The sequence below is a fragment of the Planktothrix tepida PCC 9214 genome (assembly GCF_900009145.1).
In the GTDB taxonomy this organism is placed as follows: domain Bacteria; phylum Cyanobacteriota; class Cyanobacteriia; order Cyanobacteriales; family Microcoleaceae; genus Planktothrix; species Planktothrix tepida.
The window spans coordinates 217,243-240,623 of record NZ_LN889812.1 but is presented as its reverse complement, the minus strand read 5'-3'; the positions used below and the strand labels follow the sequence as shown (position 1 = coordinate 240,623).

The window sequence follows — 23,381 nt, the reverse complement described above, 5'->3', positions numbered from 1 at the left end:
TTATCCCATATTTTATCAGGTTTCAGTAGCATTGACGGTTGCTTCTAGGGTACAATTGATTTATGCTGGCTATAATCGCTTTTAAGAATACACCGTTAACCTTATGATCAATCGCAAAAGTCTTACCATTCAAACATTAAATTATATTGTAATGGTTGTTGTTATAATTTTATATGGTTTCGGAAATATGGGAATTGCGATCGCAGAAAAGAAAAAAGAAACTGAACCTGAAAAACCCTTATTAGATGATTTTTCTCCTAACCCGTTATTCAGTAAAGAACCCGACCATTTACTTCCTTCTCCCCCTTCTGAAGGACAAATTTTAGGCAAAAGTCAACAGGACATATTAGAACCAGAATTAGCCAAACTGAATGTAGAAGCCACCGCATTATTAGCCGCCCAAAATATTCCGGGTGCGTTTGAATTATGGAACCGAGAGTTAAGAATTCGTCGTTATTTTGGATTATCTCAAGAAATTGCTGCTTTAAATCGGGTGGGATTAATTGCTTGGAATAATAGTCAACGACTCTATATAAAATTTATCACTGAACGTCTGGATCAAATTTTACAAAAACTGCAAACAGAAAAGAATAATAATTTAGAATTATGGCAATTTTTGGGATTAGCTTTTAAGAATGTTAGAGCTAAAAATCAAGCTTTAATTGTTTATCAAACTTTATTAGAAACGGCTAACAAAAGTCAAGATATTTTAGCCGAAGAACAATATTTTAATGAGATTGCTCAAATTTATATGAATTGGTTAGATTATCCCAAAGCCTCGGAAACCTATGAAAAACTATTAGAATTACAGCAGGAAATTCGTACCGTACAAGGGGATAGGCTACCTCCTCAACCCCAACCAGCTACACCCGAAAATCCCAACCCGACACCACCACCGAGTGAAGTGCGATCGCTGCAACAATTAGCGTTTATTTATGAACAAATTGGAGAATATTTAAAGGCTATTTCTGTTCGGGAAAGACTAGCAGGCTATTATGCAAATCAACCTAATTTATTTCCCATTCCTGAAATTAAATTAGCCATTGGTGGGAATTATGAAAAATTAGGACAATTTGAACAAGCCGGATTAACTTATCAGGAAGCTTATGGTATTGCGACCTCTATTCAACAGTTTGATAACGCCAGTGAAGCATTAGGAAGATTAGGGAAACTTTATCGTTCTCAAAACCAAATTAAAACCGCTTTAGATATTTATCAAGCTCAAGTTTTAGTCAATCAACAAGCTTATAATTATTATGGCATGATGAATGCTTATGATCAAATCGGGGATATTTATTTATCTCAAAAAGCCTATCAATCTGCGATCGCAGCCTTTCAACAAGGATTAGCCTTAGCACAACAGTTAAAATACAGAGAGGATTATTTTGTGAAAAAAATTGATATTGTTAACCGTCAAATGAATCAATAATCAGTTGTCAGTTGTCAGTTGTCAGTTGTCAGTTATCAGTTATCAGTTAGAAGAATATTGTCATTAATATTTTCAATCCAATTAAAAATAGGATCGTTAGGATGACAATGGTAAACGACTTGATATAACTCTCTAATTAACTGTTTAACAATGGTTGGATTTAATTTTTCTAAGTTATGATCATGAGGCATAACCATCAACAGCATCTCTGTGGTTTTAGTGCCATCTAAAGCAGGTAAAATATAAATAATATTTTTTAACGTTTTTGCTCCTAAGCGTGTATAAAATCCGACTCTGCGTTGCTTTAATTCCCGATCTTCTCCAAAATCAGGATGTTCAACTTCTAAGACTAAAGTTTTAGATTGGTTTTTAACGAAATCAATTATATAATTCAAAAATTGAGAGCCGATTTTAATATTTCTTAAATGGGGAACTGTTGCTAAATAAGCTAATAAGATAAAATCCTGACTGGGAAGAAAATATAAAATTGACATTAAAGCCAATTGATCTTGATAATAACCCCCCCAGAGTTGAGCTTTTTTCGCTAGAATTGCTTCTTGTATGCAAGCAACCGAAACTCGTTCATAAGCAGGAAATGTTTGTTCATAAAGAGCGATCGCCACTTTAAAATCAGGATGATCAGGATTTTGAATGAGCTTAAATTGAATTTGCGGATTAGTTGAATACATAGGAGATTTTAGTTTAAAGGGAAATGATCGCCGTCCAGAAACCAGGTTTCTCCACAGATCTTAATTTGATACCATTAATCTCCCATAGAAACCTGGTTTTTAGTTCACGCAACTTAACCCTACCATAAATCCGCACACCTCTTGACAGTATGTTACAAATGTAATATAATTGACATAAATCAATATTTAGATAGACTATAAAACTCTTATGCCTTACGAAACCTTAAAACTTTCCACCCCTAAACCCGTCCTATCTTGGGCAAATCATGAGTTAGGTTCCGAAGAAACCAAAATGGCAAAAAACGTCGCTTCTTTGCCCTTTGTGTTTAAGCACGTTGCTTTAATGCCCGATGTTCACTTAGGAAAAGGGGCATTAGTTGGTTCTGTTATTGCTACAAAAGAAGCCATTATTCCAGCGGCTGTGGGCGTTGATGTGGGTTGTGGGATGTGTGCCGTTAAATTACCTTTTATTGGCGAACAAGTCGAGGGAAAACTCAAAAAAATTCGCCAAGAAATTGAAGCTGCTATTCCAGTTGGATTTAATGACAATAAAGAAATTGAAAAAGCTGTTACAAACTGGCAAGGATGGCGAGAATTTAAAGATCTACATTCTAAAGTTCAAAACTTAGAATCAAAAGCCATGAAACAAATGGGATCTTTAGGAGGGGGTAATCATTTTATTGAACTGTGTTTAGATGCAGAAAACAACGTTTGGTTAATGCTGCATTCTGGTTCTCGTCATATTGGTAATATGTTAGCCCAGAATCATATTGACACTGCAAAACATCTAGCAAAATTAGCTGAACTTAAACTACCTGACCCTGATTTAGCTTATTTTGTATCAGGAACTCCCGAATTTGCAGCCTATTGGAATGATTTACAATGGGCACAACATTATGCTCGATTAAATCGAGATATTATGATGGCACGGTTTAAACGAATTGTAGAAAAAGCCATTGCGGGAGGTAAACCCACCAAACCTTTATTAGAGGTTAATTGCCATCATAATTATTCTGAAAAAGAAGTGCATTTTGGCGAAGAAGTTTATGTTACTCGTAAAGGTGCAGTTCGGGCAGCAGAACAAGATTATGGGATTATTCCAGGTTCAATGGGAGCAAAATCTTTTATTGTTAAAGGCAAGGGAAATCATGATAGTTACTGTAGCTGTTCCCACGGCGCAGGGCGTTTAATGTCTCGAACTAAAGCCAAAAAACAATTTAGTTTGGATGATTTAATTCAACAAACTCAAGGGATTGAATGTCGCAAGGATGAAGGAGTGATTGATGAAATTCCCGGTGCTTATAAACCCATTGATGAAGTCATGAAACAACAATCCGATTTAGTTGAAGTGGTAGCCACTTTAAAACAAATTCTCTGCGTCAAAGGGTAAAAATTCCGTAGGGGCGAGGTCTTCTCGCCCTCTAACTTAAAAATTTTTTTTGTATCAAAAAATAATCATTATTTAATGTAGGCTATAGGGATAAAACCTGACTCCTAGGATTGTTTATACTCTGTAACTAATGTTAAACTCAACCATTCTCCTTTATCATTATATTGACGAATTAAACGCTGTCGAATATCAGGCTTAATTAACCAACCTGCTTCAAAAAAGAAGGGTTTTCTTAACTCTACTCGTTCAGGAATTGTAGCAGATGCCCCATCCGGCAATAATATGACTCTAACTGGGTTTTTCCCTTGATCAAAGCGAATCATTGAACCCTCAATTCTAGCTTTTGAGGATATTTTAATGTCTTGAACCCCAAACGTTAAATTTTGCAGCAGTTGATATTTACTATCAGACTCTAATTGCAACTGCATTCGAGTTGGATAAATATCAGGAGAACGTAAATCAGGATAAAGGGTAATTCCTTCACCTTTCCACTCTCCTAATAAGGCTTCAAGGGTTAAAGCAGGGCGTTCAATATCATTGCTTCCCTGACGTTTTTCTCGAATTAAAGTTAAGCTTTCTAAATAACCATCAAGATTAAATAATTCTACTAGGCGCAACCGTCGATTTTCATGAATAAACCCAAACTCTGCACCAGATTTTGAAATCGGAGACAGTTGAATAGTGCCTTGAGAAAAAGTACCATTCTCAAAAAATAAAATATCTCGTCCCAGAGATTGGTATTCTCGAACTAATTCTTTAATTTCCGGTTCAAGTGTTGGATCGGAATTAGGATAAAATCGTTTTAGGGTTAGGCGGGCTGTTCGATTTTCATTAAAACTTTCTAGGGTAAGATGACTGGGAATATCATTAATGAGTTCTCCTTGGGGTGAGAACTGGGTAAAAGACCCTTGCCATTCTCCCAGATTTTTTAGAAAACTTTTCCATTGACTGTTCATTTTGATTTTTATTAATTATAAGGTTTATAATGTTACCAAATTATCCAATCATAACACTTTTAACAGATTTTGGCTCAAAAGATATTTATGTCGGGGTAATGAAAGGAGTTATTAGTCAAATTAATCCTCAAATTAATATCATTGACTTAACCCATGAAATTCCCCCTCAAAATATTGCTATGTCCAGATTTTGTTTAATGAATGCTTATTCCTATTTCCCAGAAGGAACCGTTCATATTGCTGTGGTTGATCCTGGGGTAGGAACCCAACGACGAGCGATCGCGATTAAATTTAAAAATAGCTATTTAGTCGGGCCGGATAATGGATTATTAACGGGACTATTAGAACCCTTTTTAACGTCTAAAATTGACATTAATTCTAATCATTTAGAATCCCCGGAAATTATTGCTGTTGAATTAAATAATCCTAAATATTGGCGAACCTCTCAACCGAGTACAACCTTTCACGGTCGAGATATTTTTGCGGCGGTTGGTGCTCATTTAGCCTCTGGTATTCCCCTAGAACAATTGGGAACCTTCATTGACCTAAAAACGTTAGTACGCTTATCTTTACCATCCTGTCGATTGACTGATGATGGCATAGAGGGATGTATTCAATATATTGATGGGTTTGGAAATTTAGTCACCAATATTCCTGGGGAAGCCGTTGCGGATAAAAACTGGTATATAGCAATCAGCGAAGGTAAGAAAAAGCCCAAAAACAAAAAACACAAACCGAAAAAAAATAAACTTAAAAATAAGAAAAATTCTAAAAAAATATTGCAAACAGAGCAACATAAACTTGCGGGTTTATCTTGTCTGATTCCAAAAGGTCAAACCTATGGAGATTTGCCATCAGGTCAATTGGTCGCCTTAGTAGGTTCTCATCAGTGGTTAGAAATTGCCATGAATGGGGGAAATGCTCAACAACAATTAAAACTAGATTTAGGAGCAAAAGTCCAGGTGATTATCAGTCATCAGTAATTAGGGATTGAAAATAAAACCCTACATCTAACAACCTCACCATTACGGAAAAATCCCTGGTGAAACATCCCTACAACCCTACAGGGTTTTCTACACTTCTCGCTCCCAGTTCAATTTGTCATTATGTAAATTAGGTAGACAACATTAGGGCTGTGAAATGAAAGATCTTATTCAATCCTTTTATAATTGGTATCGCGTTACCCTACGGAATACAAAATATCGTTGGGTTGTGATTTTAGGAAGCTTACTTTATTTAGTGAGTCCGATTGATATTTCTCCTGACTTTCTACCCGTTGTCGGATGGTTAGATGATGGGATAATTGCGACCATTTTAGTCACTGAAGTATCGCAATTACTCATTGAAGGTTTAAACCGCCGCAAACAAACCCGTCAAGGGACAGAGGTTAATGAAGTTGAATCTGTGAACCGTGACCAAACCGTTGTAGACGTTTCTGTCAGCTAGATTAATTTTTTTGATATAAATCTTAAAAGGGAGTAGAGAAAATTAACCCTGATCTCTACTCCCTGTTTTAATAATAATTAATAGGAGGAGACATCTTTATTGATAAAATCAAGGAATATAACCCCAAAAAATCGGGTTTAATTCTCAGGAAACATTCATTCCCATCCACCATGAAGACTCTGACATCTAATACCCCTCCCAAACTTAATTGTTGCGATCGCAAAACTCTTCTCAACTATTTTCAGGATGCTTGGCAACTCGAAGATCTGCTCCTAAAAAGTTTAGTCGGAGAAGATACATTTTATCTGAATCCTGACCCTTTGAGAAATCCGCTCATTTTTTATCTCGGGCATTCGGCGACTTTCTATATCAATAAATTAATGCACGTTGGATTATTAGAAGAAAGCCTTAATCCAGACTATGAAATTCTGTTTGGAGTTGGGGTTGATCCCGCAACACCCACCGAATTAAATCAAGCGATCGCCCATTCGGAATGGCCGGAGGTTGCATCGACTTGGAAATATCGAGAACAAGTCTTAGAAAGACTATCAGAATTCATTGAAAAAACGCCGATTACTTTGCCAATTCTTCCCGATCATCCCCTGTGGGCGTTAATCATGGGAATTGAACATCAGCGCATTCATGTCGAAACCTCTTCGATGTTATTTCGTCAGCTTCCCCTAGAGCGAGTTCAACGCCCTTCAGACTGGAAATATGCCCCGTCTAATAATTTCACTCCTGAGAATGAAATGGTAAAAGTTGCAGGTGGAATTGCAAAACTGGGCAAAACTTTTGATGATCCAACTTATGGTTGGGATATTGATTATGGTTCACGCACTGTTGAAGTTGCACCTTTTTTAGCGAGTAAATATCTCATTACCAATCGCGAATTCCTGGATTTTGTTAAGGCGGGTGGCTACGAAAATCAAGACTATTGGGATAAAAAATCTTGGCAATGGAAAACTGAAAATAATATCCAACATCCCAAATTTTGGCGATTAGAAAAGGGCAGTTATAAATATCGCGCCCAGTTTGATGAAATGGATGTACCGTTAGATTGGCCGGCGGAAGTCAATTATTATGAAGCAATGGCTTATTGTCGTTGGAAAGGTGAAGGAACTCGGTTAATGAATGAAGCTGAGTACAATGTTGCTACTTACGGTAATGGTTTAGTCGAAGATGTAGACCATTATAATCTCAATTTTAAATTCGGTTCACCGAGTCCGGTGGGATTGTTAGAAACGGCAAAAAGTTACTCTGGACTTTATGATTTGCGGGGGAATGTTTGGGAATGGTTGAGTGATCATTTAAACCCCCTTTCAGGGTATGAACCCCATTTTCTTTATGAAGATAATTCTGCTATCTTTTTTGATACTCAACATCAAATGATGTTAGGAGGCTGTTGGATCACAAATGGCACGGAAGCTTTAAAATATTATCGCAATTGGTTTCGTCCGAATTTCTATCAACACGCTGGTTTTCGGATTGTTCAAGATATTAACTAATACAGTTATCAGTTATCAGTTATCAGTTATCAGTTATCAGTTATCAATACCCTTACCTGGAAAAAATAACTCTATCTTTAGATAGATGTTATGTTTAATATAACATCTGGTATGGTTCGAGCTAATTATTAATCCTTTTTACCTTTTGTTATGAAGGCTACAGAGCAACAAAGAGTAGCACAGTTAATTCGTGAAACTCGTCAGTGTCTGAATTTGTCTCAAGTTCAATTTGCCTTAAAATTAGGGGTATCATTCCAAAGTGTCAATCGATGGGAGAATGGGCGAACCAAACCCCTACCTTTAGCCTTAAATCAGATTAAGCAATTACTTGATCAGATGAGTGCTTCGCCAGAACCAACTCTGCAACAACGAAGTCGGGATCTTCTGGCTCAATATTTTTCCGACTAAGGACTAAAATAGGGGTTCAAAAGAGTGAACATTAACCTCTCAACAGATTCGTTCAGTGGGCAAGGGGAAATTCATCAGTTAATCTGTACCTTAGATTGGTCAAAAACCCTTCTCGGCCCACCGTCCCAATGGCCTCAGAGTTTACGAACCGCCGTCAGTATTATCTTAAACTCTCGCTATCCGATGTTTATTTGGTGGGGCGAAGAATACATTAACCTCTACAATGAAGCGTATCGCCCCATTTTAGGAACCCGAAAACATCCTCAATTTTTCGGACAATCTGCGAAAGATTGTTGGGCTGAAGTCTGGGATGTCGTGGGACTCTTAGCCGAAAGTGTGCTGCATACAGGTCAGCCTACCTGGTCAGAAAATCTGATGCTGATCATGCACCGTTCCGGTTATACCGAAGAAACCTATTTTACCTTTTCCTATAGTCCGATTACCGACGAAAGTGGCGGAGTCGGGGGTATTTTTTGTGCTGTAACCGAAACCACCGAACAAATCATCGGAGAACGACGACTGCAAACCCTGCGGGAAATTGCCACAGCCACCACCGACGCTAAAACCGTTGAAATAGCTTGTCAGCGTGCAATTGAGGCGATCGCATCTAACAACATGGATATCCCCTTCGCCCTGCTGTATCGCATTCAAGATGGAAAACAAGCTTATCTTGCGGGAACCGCCGGAATAGAACCGAATCATCCCATTGCCCTATCCCCGATTAACTTAACCGAAAATTCTGATCCTTGGGAGTTAAATCTTGTTAACCAAACTGGGGAAACACTGCTATTAGAAGACTTAAATACTCGGTTTGACAGCTTACCGATGGGGGTTTGGGATGAACCTCCCCAGGCTGCGATGGTCATCCCCTTAACTCAAAAGCCCCAATCTCAGTTAGCCGGATTTTTAATCCTAGGAATTAGCCCCCGACGTGCCTTTGATGACTCCTATCGGGGGTTTTTTGATTTAATTGCCAATCAAGTCGCCATCGCCATCGCCAATGCTCAAGCCTACGAAGCTGAACGACAACGCTCCGAAGCCTTAGCAGAACTCAACCGAGCCAAAACTGCTTTTTTTAGTAATATTAGTCATGAATTCCGCACTCCATTAACCTTAATCTTGGGTTCCTTAGAAGAAACCCTTCTCAGTCCCAACTCCCTCAATCTTGATCAACAGGAACAATTACAAGTCGCCAAACGCAATAGCTTACGACTTCTCAAACTCGTGAATACTCTCCTCGATTTTTCCAGTTTGGAAGCCGAACGATTTCAAGCGGTTTATGAACCCACTGATTTATCAAGGTTTACCACAGAACTTGCAAGTATGTTTCGTTCGGCTATTGAACGAGCCGGAATGCAGTTGATCATCGATTGTCCTCCCCTCCCAGAACTTATCTATATTGATCGGGAAATGTGGGAAAAAATAGTTCTCAACCTCCTTTCAAACGCCTTTAAATTTACCTTCAAAGGCAAAATTACAGTGTCTCTGCGGTGGATGGGGGATCACGTTCAACTGAATGTTCAAGATACCGGAATTGGGATTCGCAGCAAAGACATTCCTCATGTATTTGAACGGTTTCATCGTGTTTCCGAAGCGCAAGGCAGAACCTATGAGGGATCGGGCATTGGTCTATCCTTAGTCAAAGAGTTAGTCCAGTTGCACGCAGGTACGATTGAAATTAGCAGTATTCCAGGGGAAGGGAGTTGTTTTATCGTGTCCATTCCCTCTGGCTGCGCTCATCTGGATACTGATCAGATTTGTCAGACAACTCGCTACAATTCCTCACCCCTAGAAGCCACAGCTTATTTAGAAGAGGTAATGAGTTGGGAAAATCCGTCTTGCATCGCCCCGTTAAAACCTTTTTTATCCCCTACTTCCCGCATTCTGCTGGTAGAAGACAATGGGGATATGCGGAATTATATGCAGCGTTTGTTGAGTCAACACTATCAAGTCGAAAGCGTTCATCATGGGTTAGCAGCCTTAGAAGCGATTCATCGTCAGAAACCGGATTTAGTCGTCTCTGATATTATGATGCCGGAATTAGATGGTTTTGAACTGCTGCACACCCTACGACGAGATCCCAGAACTCAAGAAATCCCCATTATTCTTTTATCTGCTCGGGCTGGAGAAGAAGCGACTATTGAAGGCTTAGAAGCCGGGGCTGATGATTATCTAATTAAACCGTTTTCAGCCCGTGAACTTTTAGCTCGTGTCCACTCCATTTTAGAACTTACTCGACTGCGACAGGAAGCCACAATTCGAGAACAAGAATTAAATACCACAAAAGCCCAGGTGATTGATATTCTCGAAAGTATTACCGATGGCTTTTTTGCCTTAGATCATCAGTGGCGATTTACCTATATTAACCAAGCTTCAGAACGGCTATTTTTGAAAACCAGAGGGGAATTATTAGGGTGTAACCTATGGGAAATTTATCCTAATTTTTTAAAATCTATTGAAGCTCAAAAACTGCATCAAGTCATGGAAAATCAGGAGGCAGAACATTTTGAAACTTCAACGATTCATCCGGGATTTTGGTATGAAGCCCACGTTTATCCTTATCAAGAAGGTTTAGCCGTTTATTGGCGAGATATTACCGAACGAAAACAAGCTGAAGTTTCCCTGCGTCAAAGCGAAGAACGATTTCGGGTGGCTCAAGAATTATCCTTAGATGCCTTTACTATTTTGCAAAGTGTGCGAGATGAAACGGGCAAAATTATTGATTTTGAGTGGACTTATGTTAATCCGAAAGCGGCTGACGTTTTACACCAAACCATTGAAAAGTTAATTGGTCAGCGACTTTTAGAAGTGCTTCCAGGGAATAAAACCAATAGTGATTTATTTGAACGTTATGTGCGAGTAGTAGAAACCGGAGAACCCCACGATATTGAGTTATGTTACCAATCGGAAGGAATTATGGGTTGGTTTCGGAATATGTGTGTTAAAATTGGTGATGGTGTGGCGATTTCTTTTAGTGATATTAGCGATCGCAAATTATCAGAAGCAGCCTTACTCCAAAGTGAAGAACGATTGCGAGTTGCCCTTAAAAGTGCACCGATTACTTTATTTAATCAAGATCAAAATTTACGCTACACCTGGATTTATAATCCCTTTCTTCAACAATCTGTTGATGAAATTATCGGTCGCAGCGATTTTGACTTACTCCCACAAGAACAAGCATCCCAACTGGTTCAACTCAAACGCCAGGTTTTAGAAACCGCTACCGGGGCACGGGAGGAACTTTGTTTGATTATCCAGGAACAGAAATATTATTTTGATTTAACCATTGAACCCCTACGCAATACGGAGGATGAAATCATCGGAGTTACTTGTTCTGGGGTTAATATTTCCGACCATAAACAAGTGGAATTAGCCTTACGCCAAAGTGAAGCCTTGGCTAATGCACGGGCTGAGGAATTGAGAACCTTTATGGAAACGGTTCCGGCTGCGGTTTGGGTTGCCCACGATCCCCAATGTCATGAGATGACAGCAAACCGGGCTGCCCATCAATTGGTACAGTTACCGTCTGGTAGCATTGTTACGGCTACCCCGGAAGATGGAAGTTATCCTTTTTTATTCACAATTCAACACCAGGGGGTTGATATTCCCCTGGAAGAGTTACCCATGCAAATAGCGGGACGCACGGGGGAGGATGTTGAGGCAGAATTTGAGTTTGTCTTTGAAAATGGGGAAGTTCGGTATATTTATGGTCGGGCGGTTCCCTTACGCGACGAGGGGGGGAAAATTCGAGGGGTTATTGGTGCGTTTTTAGATATTAGCGATCGCAAACGAGCCGAAGAGGAACTACGAGAACGCGAACAACGGTTTATTACCTTATTTCATGGCATGGAAGATTGGGTACTGGTGTACCATCTCACGCCAGATTACCAACCCGGAACGTTTATCGAAGTTAATCAACAAGCGTGTAACAAGTTAGGCTTTAGTCGGGAAGAACTGCTTACGATGTCTGTGGCGGATATTGTGGGTTCATCCTGGGTTTATCCCCAAGCCAATATAGAACAACTACTTCAGCAGAAGCGTTTGGTGGTGGAATCGGTGCATCGCACCAAACAGGGACATCGAATTCCGGTTGAAGTCAGTGCGACTCTGTTTACCCTCAATGGTTTACCAACGGTACAAGCGATTTGTCGAGATATTACTGAACGAAAACAAGCCGAACAAGAGCGAGAAAAACTGTTAACCCGTGAACGAGCCGCCCGGGAAGAAGCAGAAGTTGCAAACCGAATCAAAGATGAATTTTTAGCGGTTTTATCCCATGAGTTGCGATCGCCGTTGAATCCGATTTTAGGCTGGACAAAACTGTTACAAACTCGCAAATTTGATGCAGCAGGAACCGCCCGCGCCCTGGAAACGATTGAACGCAATGCCAAATTACAAACCCAATTGATTGAAGATTTATTAGATATTTCTCGAATTTTACGCGGAAAAATGGCGTTAAATATGGAGCCCGTTAATTTAATTTCCACCATTCAAGCCGCTTTAGAAACCGTGAAATTAGCCGCAGAAGCAAAGGGAATTCAGGTGACGTTTGAGGTGATTCCCGGCGAAGGTATGGGGGTGATTCCTCTGCGACAAGTTTTGAGAAGTCCCGAGGCCTTGTTCCCGGAATCTCAATCTTTTATCAATGTTTTAGGAGATAAAACTCGGTTGCAACAAGTGATGTGGAATTTGTTATCGAATGCGATTAAATTTACTCCTTCTGGAGGCGTTGTCGAGGTGCAATTAGAGTGTCGAGAAGGTCAAGCTCAAATTCAAGTTAAAGATACGGGAAAAGGAATTAATTCTGAATTTTTACCCTTTGTTTTTGACTATTTTCGTCAAGAAGATAGTACAACAACTCGTAAATTTGGTGGTTTAGGATTGGGATTAGCCATTGTTCGCCATCTCACAGAATTACATGGAGGAACAGTCAGCGTTGATAGTTTAGGAGAAGGACAAGGTGCGGTGTTTCTCGTCCAGTTACCTTTAATGGCTTATGAGCGGGAACAACCTCAATCTCCAACAATAGAGACTGAGGAAATTGACTTAATGGGGTTAAAAATTTTAGTGGTTGATGATGAAATTGATATTCGGGATTTAGTCGAATTTATATTAGAACAAGCTGGGGCTGAAGTGAGAGTTGCTAACAGCGCACGGGAAGCTTTGGGTTTGATGTCGGAATTTTCGCCGGATGTGTTAATCTCGGATATTGGGATGCCAGAAATGGATGGTTATGGGTTAATTGCAGAAGTCAGAAAAACATCATCCATTCCTGCGATCGCTTTAACAGCTTATGCTGGAGAAACGAACCAGGCTTTAGCTCTAGCGGCTGGATTTCAAGTTCACCTCGCCAAACCCATAGAACCTGATGAGTTAGTTCTTGCTATTATTAATTTAACAAAAAAATAAAGCGGTTAGGAATCGGATGGGGTTGTCACCCCAACAAAAACCTGATAAAATTATAGGTATAGCCCTCGCACCTTTCTGAAAATAGGGCAGCTAAAAAAATACGACCCGTAGAAGATTGAGATAACTTCAGCTTTCACCCCAATTTGGTGCTGTGCTATGACTATTTCTAAGTCGGTTTCGACTAACGGTAAACTTTCTAAAGATACTGTATCATCCGAGTCTACAGAACCATTAACCGTGTCCGAGAAAGTTGAACCCCTTCAGGATTGGAAACAGAGTTTAGAACAGTTATTCTATTTACAGCGCTGTAGTCATCTGTTGATGGCAGTAATTGAGCCACAAACTTTAATCTTGCGTTATGGAAATGAATTATTTTGTCAAGTTTCTAAGATTCATTCAACTTTATTAGGGTCAGAAACGGGATTATCGGCGAAGTTGCTGGGAAAAAATAAAAATCCTAAAATTGAAGACGGACTCTTTAACGGCTTAAATATTAAAATTTCAGATCTCTTTCAACAGTGGGATAGTTTAACCTTTGAACAACTCTATCGTTATCATCTCTTACATCACATTCTGAAGCAATATTATGACATTGATTTACAATCTTTACAACTCTTTAATCAGTCGGCGATCGCTATTTTAAATTCAGCTAATACTTCAGAACAACGATTTATTCAAATTTGGTTAAATTCCGATTTATTACAGATCACAAAACTTAATTCTCAACTCGATGACTTTGCAGAGTTTAAATTTAACTTAATGCCCTTCTCTGAGCGAGAAAGTTGGTTTTTAAAACCTGGAAATTTAGATGACATTGCCCAAAAATTAAATTTAGAAAACTATCAAGTCAAGGGAGTATTTTTGTTAGAAGGATTAGAGATTACAGAATCCGAACAAATGCGTCGTCTTACCCATCAATTAATTAGTCGAGATTTAATAGTCCAATCTCAGCAATGGGAAAATATTCAACAACAATTACAAGCTTTATTTCGAGTTAAAACTTGTTTAGTCATGAGAATTCAAGGACAAGAAGCCAAATTATCCCAGAGTTTAAATAATAATCCCCTTCACCAACCCATCATTTATCCTCTGGATACCTTAAAAGATTCTCCGATGTTACAAGCACTTCAAGACAATCAAGTCATTAATATTCCCGACCTGAGACAACAGTGTTTTACAGATTGTGAACGCTATTTAAGAAAGCTAAATATACGTTCGGTTTTATTAATTCCCTTAGTGATTCAATCCGTTAATTTACAAGGAAGTCAACAAATTTTAGGGGTGGTAGGATTAACGAGTGATCACCCCAACCATTTTACCTTAAGTGATGTTAAAAATGCCTATCAATTAATCCCAGCTTTTATTACAGCATTCTGCCATTGTTTACAAGAACAATTCACAAACTTACGCAATATTCATCCTTCCGTTGAATGGCGATTTTTACAAGAAGCAGAGCGCCGGAGTTGGGGATTTCAACCCGAAACAATTATCTTTGAAACCGTTTATCCCCTCTATGGAATTTCTGATATTCGAGGTTCATCAGAACAACGAAATCGGGCGATTCAGGTAGATTTACTAGAACAATTTCAATTAGCTATTAATATTGTAGAAGCTTTATGTGAAACCCAAAAATCCTCATTAGGAGAACAGCTTAAACTGGATTTACAAGACTATATTACTCAACTTAAAACAGAAATTAATGTTGAAATTGAAATGAGTTCAACGGATTATTTGAAAGAGCATTTAGAAATTTATTTTGATTGTTTTTCTCAGTGTAGTCCCAAGGTACAAACTGCTTTAAAACAGTATAAAGAAGCTTGTAACAATGAACATGGATGTGTTTATACTGCCCGATCTTACTATGATGAAATGTTAAACCTAATTACCTATCATTTACAACAAGTTTGGACACACTGGCAAGAGCAAATGCAGGCTATTCTTCCCCATTATTGTGAAATGGAATTTAGTGATGGAATGGATCATATTATTTATGTTGGAAAGTCCATTGATTCTCGGTTTACCTCCTTTCATATCCGCAGTTTAAGATATGAACAACTGAGGGCAATGTGTGATTGCGCCCGCAGGATATTTCGCTTAAAATCAGAACAAAAAATAACCCTAGATTTAGCCCATTTAGTCTTAGTCCAATATACCCCGATTGATATTTTTCATGATGAGAATACCGAAGGTATTTTTGCTGTTCGAGGAACCCGTGATATCCGGTATGAAATTGTTAAAAAACGGATTGATAAAGGCGTGGATAAAGACACCAAAATTCGCATTACCCAACCCGGAATGCTAACCCTAGTTTATTCAACAGAAGAAGAATGGCAAGAATATGAACAATATTTTCGCTATTTGCATCGGGAAGGGTGGGTAGATTCTCAAATTGAATTTGGAATCGTTGATCCCCTTCCGGGCGTTAGTGGGCTAAATTATGCGCGTGTTGCTATTCTGGAATAAGGCAATAACCCTTACTCGTTCATCGTTTTATAGGTAGAAACAGCAGAAGGTGAACTGCGGTTGAGATATCGGAAAATCCAATATTTAAACACCGCATCTAGGATAACCGGAAAAGTAGCAATAAACAGAAAATTAAAATCCCGATTTTCAGGGAGTCCAAAATGTCGCGCTGTACTTTCTAATATTACTTCCCAACCGTGGGGAGAGTGGAACCCCACAAACATATCGGTGGATAAAATAATGATAAACGCTTTAGCACTATCACTCAATCCATAAATTAAATCCCCCATAAAGGATTTCAGAATCTCTACCTCTTTCCGGTTTGAAACTAGCACAAAACAGAACATGAAAACAGCGATAATATCAGCAAAAACATTTTTGATGGCGTTACTTCCGTCAACTTTATATTCTTCCGCTAATTCTTTGGCTTTTTCCTCTAATTTTTCATCGAGTTCCTGTGGGGTTAGGGGAGGAGCTTGACCAATTAAGGTTTGAAATTTCAGCCGTTGTTCATAATGCTGAAGTTCAACAAAAGCTTCCTCCTCCATATTAACATTCAGAAAAATAGGCGTTTGCTCTTGATTGGTAAAAATTCGATCCACAAGGGGGCCGACTACAAAATTTTTAGCCAATTGTTGCGTGAGTAAGGGAATTAAAATTAACAATAAAACAAATCGGATAGAAACAAGGGTTTTGATTTTAGATTTTCGATAGTTTTGGATCATTTCAAACTCAGATTCTGGTCTGAGTTCCTGTTGAACCCGATTTAAAGTTCTCAGTAAAGATCGAGGAAGAACACTGGGGGAAGGTTTAGTCGTTAAATCCTGTTGAATTGTTTTTCCCGAACTCGAAGTCGGACTTCCATTATTCAAAGATTTATTCGTTCCCGGAGTATTTGTAATGCTAAGATCTTGATTAATAACTGTGTTCCGCAGCGATAGAGATTGATTCGTAGGAGCGTTCATTAAAGCAACGGAATCTTCCGGTGGCATGGGGTGGTATCGCGAAATCACCGTATCAATATAATCGAGCTTTTCACAGATAATAGAAATAATTTTAGAGTCAGGTAATGAACCATTCCTTTCCAGGTTATGGGTGATTTCACCGTTCACCGTTGAGGCTGGATTGAGTTGTTCAGATAATCCCAAAACAGAACGACTAGCATTAAATACCATTAAGCGAGTCTGAATCATTTTGAGATGTTTTTTCAGTTCAGAATTAAAATAAGCCAGAGTGCGATCGCTATATTCAGCATGAGATTCCGAGGGAATTTTTTCCCCTTGAAAATGCTCATTTTCCAGGGAACGAATCTTCAAAGCGGCATCATAAGCTTGATCTAAAGCTCGTTCAGGCGTATCACGGAACCATTGATTCGCATTCCCAAACCATCGTTTTAAGAAATTAGAGCTAGAAGTCGTCATAGTTCAGTTATCAGTTATCAGTTATCAGTTATCAGTCAGGAGTCTTCAAGTGTCCCCTATCGTATGACTTGTGACTGTTGCCTCCTACTTGCTCTGTCCTGTCTGCTGTCTACTGTCTTTTTGATCGGTACAATGTACGGGATATCTTAGCAAATTTCTATCGGATTGCTGTGCTGTCTCCTGCTTTGTGGATTACTGGAGGTTCCCGTAGTGGCAAAACCACTCGCCTCATTGAGTTATTTTGTGAATGGACACCTGTATTGGGAACACGCCCCAACCCCCAACGGGGGAAAAAGAAAACGGAAAAAAGCCGATTAAAGCTTCAACTCACGGGGACGACGACCTTAATTTTTGCGGCTAATAGTGATAATCGGATGGTCTTAGCAGAGCGTTTGACCACTACACCCCAGGGACAATATTCTTTTTACTCCACAACCCCTTTAGGCTTTTTTCAAGATGAAGTGATTCTATTTTGGCCCCTATTAGTCGAAAAGTTAGGGTTAAAAGCTCAATTTCCCCTGCGATTACGTCCTGAAACTGAACAGGAACTTGCACTGGCACTTTGGAGTCGTGATCTAGAAATCCACAGCTTAGAACGTCCAGGGATTAGCGTTAATCGTAGGGTGCGCCAAGTCTTGGATCTTCTACAACTGGCTGCTCTGAGTGGAACCTCCATTGAAGACATTCCTCAGATTTTACAGCAGGGGTTTGACTCCCGCAGACAGACAATAGAAACCCTGAATCAACAAATCGGTTTTTGGTTGAAACAGTGGCAAAACTGGTGTTTAGAACGGGGGTTACTCACCTATGGGATAATTGCAGACCTCTATGGTCAACACCTGCTGCATCATCCCATCTATCAAAAACACTTACTGCGTCGATATCCAGTGGTTTTAGCTGATGATGTGGATGAATATCCCGCCCTCGCTCGCCACTTGTTTGAGTTCTTTCTGGAGCAGGGAAAAATGGCTGCATTTACCTACAATCCAAAGGGGGCTGTACGGTTGGGGTTAGGGGCTGATCCCAATGACCTCGCCAGTTTACAATCCCGTTGTCGTGTGGAAACCTTAGACTCACCCCAAGGTTTAGGAAAAGACCTGGCGCAACCAATTTTGGAATTAGTGTTTGAAAATGCGATCGCCTTTCCCGACTCCCTATTATTTTCTCCTAATATTAAATCGATTCAAACCCTATCACGGGCTGATTTACTGCGACAAACGGCTGAACAGATTATTGCAGGCGTAAAAACAGGTCAAGTACAACCGGATGAAATTGCTGTTATTGCTCCCGGTTTAGATGCCATTGCCCGTTATACCCTGCGAGAACTGCTCAACCATGCAGGTATTACGGTGGAGTCGATGCAAGAACAACGTCCCCTCGTCAGTTCTCCCCTGGTTCGAGCTTTATTAACCCTCATGGCCTTGATTTATCCGGGAAATGGTCGCCTTGTCCACCGAGATGCGATCGCAGAAATGCTGGTAACTCTCAGTTATGAAGGGAACAGGGAATTGTCAACCCCTGTGATTGACCCTGTACGGGCTGGTCTGTTGGCGGATCATTGTTTTGTGCCAGATTGGGAAAATCCTCGGTTGCTTCCGGTGACGGCTTTTCCCCGTTGGGATCGGTTGGGATATCAAGCGACCCAAGCTTACCAACAGATTCTGCATTGGATTGAAGTTCAACAACAACAGTATCAACAACGACTCTTAGCCAGTCCGGTGGTGCTGTTAGACCGGGGAATTCAGCAATTTTTAATTCATGATTCTAGTTTAAGACCCGATCAATTGTCCGTCCTGCGAGAGTTAATGGAAACGGCAATTCATTATTGGGAGGTGCAGAATCGTTTACAACTGCAAACTGGTGTTACCCCTTCAGAACAAGTGGGTCAGTTTATTCAGTTATTGCGTCTAGGAGTCGTTTCTGCGAATCCCTATCCGATATCCAGTTTGGGGATTAAACCTGGGGGGGTGACTTTAGGCACGATTTTCCAATATCGGGCCAGTCGAGCATCCCATCGTTGGCACTTTTGGCTTGATGTAGGATCTCCCTTGTGGTTAAGTGGGGGAGCAAGTATTCTGTGGGGAGCACCCCTGTTTTTAAGGGAACGAGAGCATCGTCCCTGGACAGTGGAAGAGGGGTTGGAAGCTGATCTACAACGATTACGTCGTATTATTGTAGATTTGTTGAGTCGGGTCAGCGATCGCTTAATTCTGTGTCACAGTGATTTAGCGGTTAATGGCCAAGAACAACTGGGCCCCCTTTATCAGTTATCAGTTATCAGTAATCAGGATTATTATTGAACTGTAAGTTGGGGAATATTAGGTTTCGATTGGTTCAAATTGAACAAGCGAAAAAATAAGATAATATAGGAGATAGTGTTGGGACGCCACTTTTGCACAGGATCATCTACCCAAACAGTCACCCTAGAAGGTAAATTTAACCTTCAGACTAACCTATAAAATCTCACACAAGGACTTAAAATCAATGAAGTGCAAGTTTTAACTTTTCTTCTTTCTTTTTCTAAGTTCTTCATCATTTTGAATCAACAATTTTCAATTTTGGAAGGCTTCCGCAAGGAGGCTTACTCATTTTTGAAATAGAAAAATTTTACTAATAATATTAAAATGGAGTTGGCTATGTTTGTTTTCAGGTAAACAATTGAATTCGATAAATTTATAGAAATTGATGTTACTATCATCAACCCTTCTGGGAATGCTATAAATGAAACGAGGTTGGGGTGTAAGGAGTTAATTTGATTGCTTGGGTTTATTCATGAGGAGACTAAGAAATGACAAGTGCAGCAATTAATACTGTTAGGGCCAGAGTTATTAATACAGAGGAAACCCTGTTAATTTTTCNGGCGGGACAAATCCGGCTCCGATTGCTAATAATGACTTTTTTCAGACGAACTTTGAACAAGCAACTTTTTTTAATGTTCTGGAAAATGATTCTATTCCCGGAGGAAGTGGAACCAGTATCAGTATTGCTCAATTTAGCTCAACTTCTAATGGAACTTTAGTGTTTAATGGGGCTGGAATTTTTACTTATACTCCTGACCCGAATTTTTTTGGAGTCGATAGTTTTAGTTATACGATTGAACAAGGAACCGCCCCAGCCCAAGTTTTTATTCAAGTGTTAGCGGGGAATCGCCCGATTATTATTGAAGGAATTGGTAAAGGAACAGAAACCAGCGATTATATTACAGGTTCCTCTGGAAATGATGTGATCAACGGTTTAGGTGGAGACGATACCATCTTTGGTTTAGCGGGAAATGATGAACTTCGAGGGGATGAAGGCAATGATACCCTCTACGGTAATGAAGGAAATGATAGCCTCACCGGAGGAGAAGGTAACGACGAACTCAATGGCGGCAAGGATAATGATTTTCTCGATGGTAGTGAAGGAGATGATACTGGATTAGGACAACTCGGAAACGATACCGTCATTGGGAATTTGGGAAATGATAGCCTTTATGGAGGTCAAGGAGGCGATAGTGTTAGAGGTGGAGAAGGCAATGATCTTGTCTATGGAGATAAAGGTAGTGATGTCCTCTGGGGGGATGCTGGAAATGATACGGTAACAGGCGGAGACGAAGCAGACTTGTTGTTTGGAAATGACGGTGCTGATAGTCTCCAAGGAAATCAAGGCAACGATACAATATTTGGTGGCGTTGGTAACGATACTGCCTTCGGAGGCGAAGGAGATGATCAAATTTCGGGTGAAACTGGAGATGATTTTCTCTGGGGTGGTAAAGGCATTGATACCCTCACAGGTGGCTCAGGAAATGATACCTTCGTGATGACTCCCGAAAGTGGAGGAGGGAATTTAGAAGACGCTCAAATTGTGAATGATTTTGAATTGGGCGATCGCATTGGTTTAGCTGGGGGTTTACAATTTAGTGACTTATCGATTACCCAAAGTGCTGAAAATGCCGGGAATACGATTATTAGAAACGGCAGTGCAGGAGATTATATTGCCGTTCTCATTGGGGTAAATAGCACCACCATCAACGCGGATAGTTTTACTCCCATTTCCGGTACGATTATTCCGATTCCAACTCCATCTCCAACAACACCACCGACTCCAACAACACCACCGACTCCAACAACACCACCCACACCAACAACACCACCGACTCCAACAACACCACCGACTCCAACAACACCACCCACACCAACAACATCTCCCACCCCAACAACACCACCAACTCCAACAACTCCCACACCAACGACTCCACCGACGCCAACCACTCCCCCGTTACAACCCCCCATTGCTCAAAATGACACCGTAAAACGAACTCCCGATGGTTCTGTCACCTTTAACGTGTTAGTAAATGACACCGACCCCCAAGGAAGTCAACTCACGTTAGTCAGTACCGGGACAGTTGCCAATGGTAGTGTAGCGATTACCTCTGGAGGAAATATTACGTTCACCCCTATTCCAGGTTTTACAGGGCCATCAACCTTTCCCTATACCATTCAAAACAGTTATGGCTTAACGTCCACGGCTCAAGTCTTAATCACTGTTAATGTTCCCCCGACATTATTAGTGAATAATGGGATTATTATTGCGCTTAATGATGTGGAAAATCTTACTGCTGGAAATCTTTTGGCAGTAGACCCTGATAATCCCCCGAATGAAATTTTTTACCAAATTACTCAAGAACCCAGCTTAGGGAATTTACAAGCCATCGGGTCTACACCTCAAGTTATTAATGTGGGAGAGAGGTTTACTCAAGAAAATATTAACAACGGTTCCATTGAATATAATTCTCGAAATCTATCAGGAGAAGACGACTTTCTTTTCGTTCTCACTGATAACATTGGGACGACAACCCAGAATGCCTTTAGTATCACCATTGTTGATGATATTATTTCCGGTACGGACGGCGATGATTTCATTACAGGTAGTGGTTTAAGTGAAAATATCAGAGGATTTGCTGGAAATGATACCCTCTTAGGACTAGGCAACCGAGATGTTTTACAAGGAGGAAGCGGACGAGATTCTCTCGATGGGGGAGAAGGAAATGATGTTGTGCAAGGAGATGAAGAAGACGATATTCTCCTGGGTCAAATTGGGAATGATTCTCTATTTGGAGGTCAAGGAAATGACTCTCTGGATGGAGGTGCAGGTCGCAATACCTTGTTAGGAGAAGATGGGAATGACACCTTAGTTGCTGGAGATGATAGTAATTTACTCTCCGGTGGGAATAATGATGATATTCTCATTAGTGGTATTGGGAACGATACCCTTTTAGGGGGCAGTGGAAATGATTCCCTCACTGGAAATGCTGGAGATGATTCTCTGTATGGAGAAGAAGGACAAGACCTAATTTTTGCCGGAGTGGGTCGAGACTTAGTTCTCGGGGGTGCAGATAACGATACTATTGATGCCGGAGAGAATAACGACACCATTTTTGCTGGTGATGGCAATGATTCTATCACCGGTGGAGATGGAGACGATACTATTAGTAGTGGTTCAGGGGCAGATAGCGTTTCAGCAGGAACGGGAGATGATTCCATCTTTGGTGAAGCTGGAAATGACTCGATTTTGGGTGATTTTGGAGAAGATACTATCTATGCTGGAGATGGCTTAGATAGTTTGTTTGGGGGAATTGGTAATGACGTCATCTTTGGGGATGGTGGCAATGACACAATCTTTGGTGGTGAAGATGATGATACCTTAGCTGGAGGCTCCGGGGCTGATAGTTTAATTGGGAATGTGGGTAATAATTCTTACTACTATTTAGCTCCCGCAGAAGGCGTTGATGTGATCACAGAATTTAATGTTAATGGCGATGATCGATTCCTGTTTAGTTCTCTTGGTTTCCCCGGTTTTACCACCGCAGAAGGAACCGTTGTTCCTCTACAAGGAATAATCGTTTCTAATCTGGGTTCTACAGGGGATGATATTAGTAATAAACAAGTGATCATTTTCCAAGATACCTTTGATAATGTTCAAGCGGTCAATGCAGCTTTGAAAAATCAAAAAGGTTCCAGTGATACTGCCGCTTTCTTTGTCTATCGCAATAACTTGTCTTATGCCGCTTTCCCGGGTGCTTATGTGATGGGCTATGATCCAAATTTAAGTGATGATAGTCTCCCGGCTTTTGATTTAGGAATTTTACCGTCTATTGATCCAGCAACCAGCAATATTAGTACCTTAATTACGCCTAGTGATTTTGTCATTATCTAGTTGACAGTTGACGATTAACTATTGGTACAAATAGCTGGTAAGGGCAGGTTCTCTTAGATCTTTGTGAATA

At 40.1% G+C, this 23,381-nt stretch carries 12 protein-coding genes and 1 pseudogene; 10 read left to right on the top strand and 3 right to left on the bottom strand.

The features are described from left to right. Positions 1-151 precede the first annotated feature (151 nt). Positions 152-1,429, top strand: coding sequence for a tetratricopeptide repeat protein (locus PL9214_RS20955; protein WP_072721173.1), 1,278 nt, complete (start codon positions 152-154; stop codon positions 1,427-1,429). Between the two features lie 35 nt (positions 1,430-1,464). Here the strand turns inward: PL9214_RS20955 and PL9214_RS20950 are convergent, their stop codons facing one another. Then, a complete protein-coding gene (locus PL9214_RS20950; protein WP_072720680.1) occupies positions 1,465-2,118 on the bottom strand; it encodes a GNAT family N-acetyltransferase in 654 nt (217 codons plus the stop codon). A 208-nt stretch (positions 2,119-2,326) separates the two neighbouring features. Between PL9214_RS20950 and PL9214_RS20945 the strand changes: the two genes are divergently transcribed. Further along, complete coding sequence (locus tag PL9214_RS20945) at positions 2,327-3,508, top strand: RtcB family protein (protein WP_072720679.1); 1,182 nt, start codon at positions 2,327-2,329, stop codon at positions 3,506-3,508. 104 nt (positions 3,509-3,612) lie between these two features. On the opposite strand, the gene PL9214_RS20940 is transcribed toward PL9214_RS20945, so the two are convergent. Continuing rightward, the gene (locus tag PL9214_RS20940; RefSeq protein ID WP_072720678.1) at positions 3,613-4,464 is read right to left on the bottom strand and encodes a DUF3598 family protein; all 852 of its coding nucleotides are present in this window, start codon (positions 4,462-4,464) and stop codon (positions 3,613-3,615) included. 29 nt (positions 4,465-4,493) lie between these two features. Between PL9214_RS20940 and PL9214_RS20935 the strand changes: the two genes are divergently transcribed. The 6 genes from PL9214_RS20935 (at position 4,494) to PL9214_RS20910 (ending at position 15,695) form a co-directional block, all read left to right on the top strand. Then, the gene (locus PL9214_RS20935) at positions 4,494-5,447 is read left to right on the top strand and encodes an SAM hydrolase/SAM-dependent halogenase family protein (RefSeq protein WP_072720677.1); all 954 of its coding nucleotides are present in this window, start codon (positions 4,494-4,496) and stop codon (positions 5,445-5,447) included. A gap of 157 nt (positions 5,448-5,604) precedes the next feature. Further along, positions 5,605-5,910 (top strand): YkvA family protein, encoded by a 306-nt coding sequence (locus tag PL9214_RS20930; protein ID WP_072720676.1) that lies wholly within the window; start codon positions 5,605-5,607, stop codon positions 5,908-5,910. Between the two features lie 170 nt (positions 5,911-6,080). Further along, positions 6,081-7,415 carry a 5-histidylcysteine sulfoxide synthase gene (ovoA, locus tag PL9214_RS20925; RefSeq protein ID WP_072720675.1) on the top strand — a complete coding sequence of 445 codons (1,335 nt, stop codon included), beginning with the start codon at positions 6,081-6,083 and terminating at the stop codon, positions 7,413-7,415. Positions 7,416-7,565: 150 nt separating this feature from the next. After that, the gene (locus PL9214_RS20920; RefSeq protein ID WP_072720674.1) at positions 7,566-7,823 is read left to right on the top strand and encodes a helix-turn-helix domain-containing protein; all 258 of its coding nucleotides are present in this window, start codon (positions 7,566-7,568) and stop codon (positions 7,821-7,823) included. A 24-nt stretch (positions 7,824-7,847) separates the two neighbouring features. Beyond that, on the top strand, positions 7,848-13,232 hold the full coding sequence (locus PL9214_RS20915) for an ATP-binding protein (protein WP_072720673.1): 5,385 nt from the start codon (positions 7,848-7,850) through the stop codon (positions 13,230-13,232). Positions 13,233-13,388: 156 nt separating this feature from the next. Beyond that, the gene (locus PL9214_RS20910; RefSeq protein WP_072720672.1) at positions 13,389-15,695 is read left to right on the top strand and encodes a GAF domain-containing protein; all 2,307 of its coding nucleotides are present in this window, start codon (positions 13,389-13,391) and stop codon (positions 15,693-15,695) included. An 11-nt stretch (positions 15,696-15,706) separates the two neighbouring features. On the opposite strand, the gene PL9214_RS20905 is transcribed toward PL9214_RS20910, so the two are convergent. Continuing rightward, complete coding sequence (locus PL9214_RS20905; RefSeq protein ID WP_072720671.1) at positions 15,707-17,116, bottom strand: proton extrusion protein PcxA; 1,410 nt, start codon at positions 17,114-17,116, stop codon at positions 15,707-15,709. Between the two features lie 164 nt (positions 17,117-17,280). On the opposite strand from PL9214_RS20905, the gene PL9214_RS20900 reads away from it, so the two are divergent. Together PL9214_RS20900 and PL9214_RS30170 are read left to right on the top strand one after the other, a co-directional pair. Further along, positions 17,281-19,416: a hypothetical protein gene (locus tag PL9214_RS20900; RefSeq protein WP_072721172.1), complete on the top strand. Its 2,136-nt coding sequence runs from the start codon at positions 17,281-17,283 to the stop codon at positions 19,414-19,416. A gap of 568 nt (positions 19,417-19,984) precedes the next feature. After that, positions 19,985-23,311: pseudogene (locus PL9214_RS30170) on the top strand (Ig-like domain-containing protein); the annotation flags it as partial. Between the last annotated feature and the right edge of the window lie 70 nt (positions 23,312-23,381).